A 10,147-nucleotide genomic window follows, 5' to 3' on the forward strand; every position below is an offset into this window, starting at 1 on the left:
GTGCTTATCGATATTTGAAATTAAGATATAGCTCTCATATTACCTTATTGATTTATGTACAATAATTAATGTAGTTAATTCAAATTGTCATTTCTTACTAAGGATTGGAGAATATGAATAGTTGGATAAATAAACAATATAATCGTTGGGCAATCACTCGAAGAAAAGGTCGCTTACATTATGTGGGTAAGCATACGTTAATAGTTGCTGGAGCAGTTTTGTTCGGTTCTTTTTTAGGTTTTATGCTGTTTGATAAGATCCGCAATTGGGGTGAATTCTCAATTGATTTTGGTATTGCTGCGATAGCTTTACTTGTGTTTGGTTTAGTTATTAATCACATTATTTGGATAGTCGCAGAAATCTTTTACGAAAAAGAATTTGCCAAGAGAGAGCGCACATAACAAATGCATCAACACGATTTACTACACTCGGCATCTCAGGTTGTCGGGTGTTTCTCGTTTTAAGGCGTCAATATTAAGTATAATTGCTTAGTAGTAAACGTGTTATGCAGGCGTTATAAGCACCGATTTATTAAGGTTATTTGAGCCAGAGGTAAAGGTTTGAAATTTTCTACGCGTTCAGCGAAAGATGATGATTTTGAGTTCTTGTTTGAACTTAAAAAGGCGGCTGAATTTGAGCCAATTAAGGCTGTATTTGGTTGGGATGATAAAGTCCAACGTGAAATGCATCAAGATGAATGGGATGAAGAAAAACCAACCATCATTGAAATATCAGGTGAAGCAGTAGGTAGCTATTTGCTTCAAAACAAAGGCGACCATTTCTATTTTTGCCGTTTCTTTTTATTGCCAAATTTTCACGGGAAAGGAATCGGAAGTCAGATTTTAAGTCAATGTTTAGAGTTTGCTGATAGCGAAAATAAACCAGTAAAATTGTGTTATTTACAAGGTAATCGAGTAGGCGGTTTATATCGTAAATTTGGTTTCCAAGTAACATCAGAAGATGCTCAATTTATTCATATGAACCGTGTGAGAATGTGCTTATAACAAATGCATCAACACGATTTGCTACATTCGGCATTCTAGATTTCTTTGGGTTTACCATATTAAGTGGTAAATTGAGCTTAATCTGCATGGTAGCAAACGTGTTATGCAGGCGTTATGTGATTATTGAGGTTTGAGGATATATGGAACAAAAAGAATATGATGCAATACTAGTAGACACGTCTATATTTGATAGCAATGGGCTGCGATTAGAAAGTGGGTTGCTAGGAAAATTAAAGCAGTTTGCTGCAAGCTCTATTGAGTTTATTGTTCCTGATGTTATCAAAAATGAAATACTAACGCATCTAGATAAAAAAATTAAAATATCTCGGAGTGCTTTAGAAAAAGCAATTAACGATGCGAGTGACCATGTGTTTTTCGATGGAAGTGTATTAAATGATGCGAAAAATTTAATTGTTGGTAGTGATGAAATTGAGGGGCTTGCTAGCTCAAGATTAAATGCATTTCTTGTTAATACTGGTGCTTTAAGTTTGGAATGTAATGATTATATTTCTGTAGGAGAATTACTGAAGAAATATTTCGCAAATGAAGCTCCATTTTCTGAAACGGGAAAAAAGAAAAATGAGTTTCCTGATGCTATTATTTTAATGGCAGTTGAGGAATGGGCAGAAAGAGAAGGTAAAACAGTTTTAGCTGTAGCAACAGATAAAGATTGGGAAAGGTATTGTAATAATTCAGATAATATTGATTATATTGAAGACTTTTCAAAAGGACTGTCTTATTTCAATACAGCTACAGCACCTTATGCTCTTTTGGATAATCTTAAAATAGCTTTAAGTAATTCTACAGCGTCAACTTTTTTAACTAATATTGAAAGCGGTCTTGAATCAGCGTTATATGGATTTACTCCTGATCAAGAGGCTAACTCTCAATTTTATTGGGAAGCTGACGGCTCAAGTGGAAAATTTAATAGTTTTAAATTAATGGATAATAATTTCACTGTAATCGATACAGACGAGAATTGGGTAGTAATCGAGGCTTGGGCTGAGATCTATGTAGAAGCTGAAGGGGAGTTTTCATTATCCACTGATTCTATTGATGGAGACCTAATAGGCCTTGGAAGTATAACTGTTAATGCTGAAGATGAATTTCAATCAGAAATATTAATAACAATTTCAGGTGATTTAAACGGGGATATTAATGAACTTGTGATTGAAGATGTTGAGATTGTTGACCAGATAAGTGTCATAGATTTTGGTGAGCTAGAACTTGATTACTGCGATTACTATTAATCACATAACAAATGCATCAACACGATTTACTACACTCGGCAATCTCAGTTTGCCGGGTGTTTCTCGTTTTAAGGCGTCAATTTTGAGTATAATTGCATAGTAGTAAACGTGTTATGCAGGCGTTATAACACCAAAGATTGACATTGATATTTAGAGGTAAAATGGATCTACTTACGCACTATAAAGACTTTTATCATTTTGAAATTCAACGTAGCGAAGTTTTTGATAATAGACTCCAAGCTCCTACTGCTGCTTTAATCGTATTGATTGGCTTTCTCGCATATGTTTTTGAGAAAATTAATTTCTCTGGAGAGCCTGTTGGTGTAGCAATGTTTGGACTGCCGTATCTATTTTCAACTATAATTACTTGTGTTTCAGTATATTTTTTAAAATCAGCTTGGGGCGGTTCAAAATATGAGTATTTACCTTTACCTAGAGAATTAGAAGAATATCGTAAGGTTTTAAAAAAACACTATGAAGAAGATGATTCGGGTGAAAATGTAATTGCTACTTACAAACAAACAATGACAGAGTATTACATTAAATGTGCTTCCTTTAACTCTGAAGTTAACGAGGCTAGGGCAAGGAAGTTATATTTAGGCGTATTAGCGATGAGTGTTGCATCTGTATTGGCACTTATATCTTGTATCCCTTACTATTCATATAATTTAGAACTAGAGAAACCGACAAAAATTGAATTGGTTTCTGATAAAACGTCGAGGTAACTTTATGAAAGATAAAAATAAGCCACCACCGCCACCGCCGCCAACACGTATGATTGTTAATCATAAGAAGCAACCACCGCCGCCTAAAAATAAACCAAAGGCTTAGGTGTTATAACAAATGCATCAACACGATTTACTACACTCGGCAATCTCAGTTTGCCGAGTGTTTCTCGTTTTAAGGCGTCAATATTGAGTATAATTGCCTAGTAGTAAACGTGTTATGCAGGCGTTATGTGTTTTTACGGAAATGATAGGTTTAATGGAGTAATTATGGTTTTAATTCAAACGGTTGAAAGTAACTCAACGTATTTAACTGAATTGTATCAATGGTTTGAAAGTGAGTGGGATGATGTTGAACCACTATCTACAACAAAAGATGGAAAAGTAATCCCAAATCCTATTATTGCATTAGAAATGGTGAGTTAATTGGTGGTTTAGTTTTTACTCGTTTTCTATCTCCAATTACTCAAGAGCAGGCAGTTTGGGTTAATGCTGTCTTTATTAAACCTGAAAATCGTAAGCAAGGAATTAGCTCACAATTGATTAATCATGCTGAAAAAATGGTTAGTGAAATGGCTGAACCAGAGTTGCTGGTTTTTACTCATATTCCTGCATTGTATTCAAATCTAAAATGGACAGTAATTGAAACGGTCGATGATCATTTCGTACTTAGAAGTTCATTGGTTCAATAAGAACACACATAACAATTGCATCAACACGATTTTCTACACTCGGCGTTGTCAGTTTGCCTTTAGTTTCAGTGATTAAGGCGTTAAAATTCAGCTAGGTCTGTATCGTAGCAAACGTGTTATGCAGGCGTTACACGAACTAAAGATAGCAGTTTTTTGGCTCAGTTCAGCGATTGAGCCGTTAGTTTTTTAGGCGTGAAAGTAGGGTGGTTTATCTTTTTCTTTGTTGCCTTTTGGTGTTCGTTTCATCAGGTTCGGCATTGAACTATTATTGTCCTAAATTCAGGCGTTTCAGCGACTAATTTACGCTTCAATTGTTCTTTGGTTATGCCTCATTTTATCCTGCGTCAGTGTTTTACTCGCCATATTTTCAATCCCAGTTGTGGCAATGATATTTGGTTTATCAGCTCAAAACTTGCTGAAACCAAATCGCACAAATGGTGCTAGAAAAAGGATTGTTTCGTTTCGCAGTTTTTGTAGTTGAACGGTTCTTTTGTTCGCTAAATTAGCTTTTGTAATTTAGAATTGGTTTCTAAATATTATTGGTAAATCAGTTCTTTGCCAATTAAAGAGAAGCGTTGACAAAGATCGTGTAACAAAGCAATCAACACGATGCTAATTACACTCGGCGTTTGTGGTTTAAAGTATAATTGGTTTGGAAAGTAAGTCGTTCGCACGTGTTATTGCGGCGTTATAACGTGGTGAAATATTGAAATAGGACCATAGTGGCAAATAATTACTCGCTATATTTGATCTGACTCTCGATACAGCGCGACTGAAGTTGCGATAATCATTAAATTATTTTGACCGAAAATCAAAATTATCAAAAGGTTAATTATGTACGAATTATTCGATTGGAAAGTTAAATTAGGGCTATTAATAACGGTTATTCTTTTTGTTGCCAGTTGTATTACTTTTATAGCAGCATGGAATTCCCCTGTACCTGATGATGCTATGAGTGCCGTTACCAAATATTTAAATTATCGTTGGTTCGCGGCTTGTCTTATTGGTTTTGTATCAATGGCTTCGACAACTAATAGCATTTATCAAAAACGTTTGAATATGTGGTAATTTAGGTTTATTTGACGTGTTTAGTAACGTTATAACAAAGCAATCAACACGATTTACTACATTCGGCATTGTAGGTTTGCCTTTAGTTTGAGTGATTAAGGCAGTAAAATTCAGCTAGGTCTATGTCGTAGTAAACGTGTTATTGCGGCGTTATAAGCACCGATTTATTAAGGTTATTTGAGCCAGAGGTAAAGGTTTGAAATTTTCTACGCGTTTAGCGAAAGATAGTGATTTTGAGTTCTTATTTGAACTTAAAAAGGCGGCTGAATTTGAGCCAATTAAGGCTGTGTTTGGTTGGGACGATAAAATCCAACGTGAAATGCATCAAGATGAATGGGATGAGGAAAAACCAACCATCATTGAAATGTCAGGTGAAGCCGTAGGTAACTATTTACTTCAAAACAAAGGCGACCATTTCTATTTTTGCCGTTTCTTTTTATTACCAAGCTTTCACGGGAAAGGAATAGGAAGTCAGGTTTTAAGCCAATGTTTAGAGTTTGCTGATAGCGAGAATAAACCAGTGAAATTGTGTTATTTGCAAGGCAATCGAGTAGGCGGTTTATATCGTAAATTTGGTTTCCAAGTAACATCAGAAGATGCTCAATTTGTTCATATGAACCGTGTGAGAATGTGCTTATAACAAATGCATCAACACGATTTGCTACATTCGGCATTCTAGATTTCTTTTGGTTTACCGCATTAAGTGGTAAATTTGGGCTTAATCTGCATGGTAGCAAACGTGTTATGCAGGCGTTAAACGCTTCTTTGTAAATTCACAACTTGTGAACTTGGTTCGAAGGTGCTATATTCACATATAGTGAACTTAGAGGTGTTTATGCACGTAATATCAAGAAAACCATTTAGTGATGCGGCGAAAAAGTACCCGAATGATGCTGCGGCCATTGATGCATTATATAAATCATTAAAAAATAATAACTTTTCAAATCCGCTGGAAATGAAAAATGTTTACCCAAGCTTAGATAACTTTAAGTATAAAGATAAATGGTATGTTCTGGATATCGGTGGGAATAATTTACGATTAATGACTTTTATCGAATTTCGAGATAATAGAATGTTTGTTAAGCATATTGTTCCTCATGCAGAATATGACAAATTATGTGCAAAATACGCAAAGGAGTCGAAATGAAAAATTTTAATCAAGTTAAATCAACAGCATTACAATTATTTTCAATGGCTAGTTTTGTTGGTCATATTTCAACGGAAGAAGAATACGCTGAAGCCTTGGAGTTAATGGAAGATCTTATTGAAGAATATGATATTTACAAACCATTAATTGAGGTTTTGGAAGTATCTATTGAACGTTGGGAAGATCGTGCAGATGAATTTGCAGAGTTTAATGCTCGTATTGAGAACTTAGATGATGGTGTAGCAACACTACGTGTATTAATGGATCAGTATCAACTTAAAGCTGATGACTTAAAAGATGTCATTGGAGGTAAAAGTTTAGTTTCAATGATCCTTAATGGTTCTCGTAAGCTAACGAAAGAGCATATTCAAGCTATTTCATCTAAGTATAATATCAGCCCAGCATTGTTTTTTGGCTGCGTTTAACAAAGCAATCAACACGATGCTATTACACTCGGCATTCGCGGTTTAGAGTATAATTGGTTTGGAAAGTAAGTCGTTCGCACGTGTTATTGCGGCGTTATGGCTCAGAAGATATTTTTAACATCACGGTAAAAATTTTCATGAGATCCTAATGCCATTAGCTCAAGGGTGACCGTGCCATCTTCGTAACTGTAACCAAGCAGTGTTAATTGCTTAACCATTTTGAATTTATGGACACGTAAAAATGACAAGTCACCTTTCTTTTGTTCTCCTAATAATGGCTCTTTCATTAATTCTTTAATTGCATTATCAAGATCCGTCTTTTGATTTTTATGTAGCTTTTTTACTGCTTTCTTAAATGTAGGTGTCTGTAAAATTTGAGTTATATTAGCCAAAACTATAGCTCTCCAATTTTCCTGCTTCTTTTTCAGCTTTGGCAATAATTGCTTGTTTTACAAACTCATATGATAGTTCTGGGTTATCTTCCATCATTTCACCAATTTTAGCCCAGTGTTCAATTTGTTTTGGTGCGGTGCGACTGAATGCTTTAGCCATAATAGTAGCTTTTTGCACAAGGTCTTGGTCTAATCTGATGCTTGCTGTAGCCATTGTAAGTATCCTATTTAAAGTTAATTCTCATTATTGTAGTATATTGCTACGGTTGTCGCAAGTTGCGCCATAACAATCGCATCAACACGATTTACTACATTCGGCATTGTAGGTTTGTCTTTAGTTTCGGTGTTTATGGCGGTAAAATTCAGCTTGATCTGTATAGTAGTAAACGTGTTATGCAGGCGTTACACGAACTAAAGATAGCAGTTTTTTGGCTCAGTTCAGCGATAGAACCATTCTATTTTTAGATGTGAAAGTAGGGTGGTTTTCCTTCTTCTTTGTTTCCTTTTGGTGTTCGTTTCATCAGGTTCGGCAATTGACCATTATTACCAAAAGTTCATGGATTTCAGAAACTAATTCACGCTTCAATTATTCATGTTTTTGCCTCATTTTATTCTGCATCCGTGCTTTGCTCGTAGCATTTTCAATCCCAATTGTAGCGAGGGTATTTGGTTTATCAGCTCCAAACTTGCGGAAACCAAATCGTACAAATGGTGCTAGAAAAAGGATTGTTTCGTTTCGCAGTTTTTGCAGTTGAACGGTTCTTTTGTTCGCTAAATTAGCTTTTGTAATTTAGAATTGGTTTCTAAATATTATTGGAAAATTAGTTCTTTACCAATTAAAGCGAAGTGTTGACAAAGATCGTGTAACAAAGCAATCAACACGATGCTAATTACACTCGGCGTTTGTGGTTTAGAGTATAATTGGTTTTGTAAGTCAGTCTTTCGCACGTGTTATTGCGGCGTTATAAGTAATCAGGAGACTCCGTGGGAAGTAAAATACCAACTGCTAGGTTATCTAGTGGAAAACTAATTAGTATTATGGGTTACGAAGCTAAACCTCAAGGTAAGGTTAGGTGTGCGATCTCTGGATGTTCAGCTGAATTGATATTTGTACATAGACATCCTAGAAAATGTGCAATGAAAACAATTGAAATTCCTCCTTGTTTCAGATTAAAACCTCATGAAACGCATGCTGAAGATTGTAAGTATAATATTTCGGGTGCTTTGAGTATTATTGCAAAAAAATCAGAATCAGAAGTTTTTAAAGCTATATCAGAGAAAAAATATGAGTTTCGGCTTCATATTTTAATTAAAGCTTTGAGGGAGTTATCTAATATTGAGGTTGAAATGAAATCTCAAGGTTGGGGATCTAATGCAGAAAGCAATAAGTCTTTCTCTAATAGAGGAAAGTTAAGTAATTATTTAAGAACATTGAAGCAAATTATTGAGTTACGCACTCTATGTGAAAATGATAATGAATTAAAATCGTTAGTTATTCTTAAGTTTAAAGATAAAAAAATACCGTGGTCTAAGTTTTTCTTTGATAATACTAATCTACAAAATTTCATAAAGTATTATGGGTCTGAAAAATATACTCAACCTCTAGCTATTTCAGGTGTTGTCTATCGAATAAATGAACCTGTTAACGATTATCCTTATCATGTAGTTGAGTTACATGCCCCATTTGTTCAACCTGATAGCAAAGGGGTTATTAGGAGGACTGTGGTTCAAGTTGTAGTTAAAAATCCTACGGTGTTAAAGTCATTATCAATAAATACGGAATACGTGTTTTTTGGTCAATGGTCAGTTAATATTAAGGAATCAAAGAAAAAGGTAGGTCAACGTAATAACTCAATGATTTATCAAAATATAAAAATGTACATTACCAATAGCGATCATTTTGTAGCATGTTGATTACTTATAACAAATGCATCAACACGATTTATTACATTCGGCGTTGTAGGTTTGTCTTTGGTTTCGGTATTTAAGGCAGTAAAATTCAGCTAAGTCGTTGTAGTAATAAACGTGTTATGCAGGCGTTACACGAACTCTAAGATCGCAGTTTTTTGGCTCAGTTCAGCGATTGAGCCGTTAGTTTTTTAGGCGTGAAAGTAGGGTGGATTTCCTTTTTCTTTGTTGCCTTTTAGTTTTCATTTCATCAGGTTCGGCAATTGACTATTATTGCCAAAAATTCATGGGTTTCAGAAACCAATTTAGGCTTCAATTGTTCATGGTTTCGCCTCATTTTATCCTGCGTCAGTGTTTTACTTTCAATATTTTTAATCCCAATTGTGTTTAGGATATTTGGTTTATCAGCTCCAAACTTGCTGAAACCAAATCGTACAAATGGTGTAAGAAAAGGGATTGTTTCGTTTCACGGTTATTGCTGTTGAAGTGATATTTTGCTCGCTTAATTTAGCCAGTCTAATTAAACTCAGTTTACAGTAAATCTTGGTAAATCAATTCTTTACCAAGTTAATGGAAGCGTTGACAAAGATCGTGTAACAAATGCATCAACACGATTTGCTACACTCGGCGTTATCAGTTTGCCTTTAGTTTCAGTGATTAAGGCAGTAAAATTCAGCTAAGCCTGTATCGTAGCAAACGTGTTATGCAGGCGTTACACGAACTCTAAGATCGCAGTTTTTTGGCTCAGTTCAGCGATTGAACCGTTAGTTTTTAGGCGTGAAAGTAGGGTAGACTTCCTTTTTCTTTGTTGCCTTTTAATATTCGTTTCATTAGGTTCGGCAATTGACCATTATTGCCAAAAGTTCATGGGTTTCAGAAACCAATACACGCTTCAATTGTTCATGGTTTTGCCTCATTTTATCCTGCGTCAGTGTTTTACTCTTAATATTTTCAATCCCAATTGTGGCGAGGATATTTGGTTTATTAGCTCAAAACTTGTTGAAACTAAATCGTACAAATAGTGTAAGAAAAAGGGATTGTTTCATTTCGCAATTTTTGCCGTTGAAATGATATTTTGCTCGCTTAATTGAGCCAGTCTAATTAAACTCAGTTTGCAGTAAATCTTGGTAAATCAATTCTTTACCAAGTTAATGGAAGCGTTGACAAAGATCGTGTAACAAATGCATCAACACGATTTGCTACATTCGGCGTTGTCGGTTTGCCTTTAGTTTCAGTGATTAAGGCAGTAAAATTCAGCTAAGTCTGTATCGTAGCAAACGTGTTATGCAGGCGTTATACGAACTCTGAGAATGCAGTTTTTTGCTTCAGTTCAGCGATTGAACCATTAGTTTTTCAGGTGTAAAAGTAGGGTGGTTTTCCTTTTTCTTTGTAGCCTTTTGGTGTTCGTTTCGTCAGGTTCGGCATTGAACTATTATTGCCCCAAGTTCAGGCGTTTCAGCGGCTAATTTACGCTTCAATTGTTCTTTGGTTATGCCTCATTTTAGCCTGTATCAGTGTTTTCCTCTTAGCATTTTT

At 35.2% G+C, this 10,147-nt stretch carries 13 protein-coding genes and 1 pseudogene; 12 read left to right on the plus strand and 2 right to left on the minus strand.

What is annotated here, in order from left to right:
- Positions 1–113: 113 nt before the first annotated feature.
- The 11 genes and pseudogenes from PVK70_RS18130 (at position 114) to PVK70_RS18180 (ending at position 6,311) form a co-directional block, all read left to right on the plus strand.
- On the plus strand, positions 114–401 hold the full coding sequence (locus PVK70_RS18130) for a hypothetical protein (protein ID WP_130049427.1): 288 nt from the start codon (positions 114–116) through the stop codon (positions 399–401).
- 159 nt (positions 402–560) lie between these two features.
- Positions 561–1,004 carry a GNAT family N-acetyltransferase gene (locus PVK70_RS18135; protein WP_130049426.1) on the plus strand — a complete coding sequence of 148 codons (444 nt, stop codon included), beginning with the start codon at positions 561–563 and terminating at the stop codon, positions 1,002–1,004.
- A 140-nt stretch (positions 1,005–1,144) separates the two neighbouring features.
- Positions 1,145–2,254, plus strand: coding sequence for a PIN domain-containing protein (locus PVK70_RS18140; RefSeq protein WP_130049425.1), 1,110 nt, complete (start codon positions 1,145–1,147; stop codon positions 2,252–2,254).
- Positions 2,255–2,415: 161 nt separating this feature from the next.
- Positions 2,416–2,979 (plus strand): hypothetical protein, encoded by a 564-nt coding sequence (locus PVK70_RS18145; protein ID WP_130049424.1) that lies wholly within the window; start codon positions 2,416–2,418, stop codon positions 2,977–2,979.
- Positions 2,980–3,249: 270 nt separating this feature from the next.
- Positions 3,250–3,405, plus strand: a complete 156-nt coding sequence (locus tag PVK70_RS18150; RefSeq protein ID WP_274441698.1) for a hypothetical protein — start codon at positions 3,250–3,252, stop codon at positions 3,403–3,405.
- Positions 3,405–3,491, plus strand: a pseudogene (locus PVK70_RS18155) (GNAT family N-acetyltransferase); the annotation flags it as partial. The gene PVK70_RS18150 and the pseudogene PVK70_RS18155, both read left to right, overlap by 1 nt.
- Before the next feature lie 27 nt (positions 3,492–3,518).
- The gene (locus PVK70_RS18160; RefSeq protein WP_274441699.1) at positions 3,519–3,671 is read left to right on the plus strand and encodes a hypothetical protein; all 153 of its coding nucleotides are present in this window, start codon (positions 3,519–3,521) and stop codon (positions 3,669–3,671) included.
- Between the two features lie 834 nt (positions 3,672–4,505).
- A complete protein-coding gene (locus PVK70_RS18165; RefSeq protein ID WP_130049422.1) occupies positions 4,506–4,739 on the plus strand; it encodes a hypothetical protein in 234 nt (77 codons plus the stop codon).
- Between the two features lie 196 nt (positions 4,740–4,935).
- On the plus strand, positions 4,936–5,379 hold the full coding sequence (locus PVK70_RS18170; protein WP_130049518.1) for a GNAT family N-acetyltransferase: 444 nt from the start codon (positions 4,936–4,938) through the stop codon (positions 5,377–5,379).
- 195 nt (positions 5,380–5,574) lie between these two features.
- Entirely contained in the window at positions 5,575–5,886 is a 312-nt protein-coding gene (locus PVK70_RS18175; RefSeq protein ID WP_045037622.1) for a type II toxin-antitoxin system HigB family toxin, read from the plus strand.
- On the plus strand, positions 5,883–6,311 hold the full coding sequence (locus tag PVK70_RS18180) for a helix-turn-helix domain-containing protein (protein WP_045103959.1): 429 nt from the start codon (positions 5,883–5,885) through the stop codon (positions 6,309–6,311). Before PVK70_RS18175 ends, PVK70_RS18180 begins: the two co-directional genes overlap by 4 nt.
- 101 nt (positions 6,312–6,412) lie before the next feature.
- Here the strand turns inward: PVK70_RS18180 and PVK70_RS18185 are convergent, their stop codons facing one another.
- Together PVK70_RS18185 and PVK70_RS18190 are read right to left on the minus strand one after the other, a co-directional pair.
- Positions 6,413–6,703, minus strand: a complete 291-nt coding sequence (locus PVK70_RS18185; RefSeq protein WP_045103942.1) for a type II toxin-antitoxin system RelE/ParE family toxin — start codon at positions 6,701–6,703, stop codon at positions 6,413–6,415.
- The gene (locus tag PVK70_RS18190) at positions 6,696–6,917 is read right to left on the minus strand and encodes a TA system antitoxin ParD family protein (protein ID WP_045103941.1); all 222 of its coding nucleotides are present in this window, start codon (positions 6,915–6,917) and stop codon (positions 6,696–6,698) included. The genes PVK70_RS18185 and PVK70_RS18190 overlap by 8 nt, the downstream gene beginning before the upstream one ends.
- Positions 6,918–7,687: 770 nt before the next feature.
- On the opposite strand from PVK70_RS18190, the gene PVK70_RS18195 reads away from it, so the two are divergent.
- A complete protein-coding gene (locus tag PVK70_RS18195; protein ID WP_130049414.1) occupies positions 7,688–8,617 on the plus strand; it encodes a hypothetical protein in 930 nt (309 codons plus the stop codon).
- The last annotated feature ends 1,530 nt before the right edge of the window (positions 8,618–10,147 follow it).

Origin of the sequence: Aliivibrio sp. A6, assembly GCF_028765505.1 — a bacterium.
Lineage (GTDB): Bacteria > Pseudomonadota > Gammaproteobacteria > Enterobacterales > Vibrionaceae > Aliivibrio > Aliivibrio finisterrensis_A.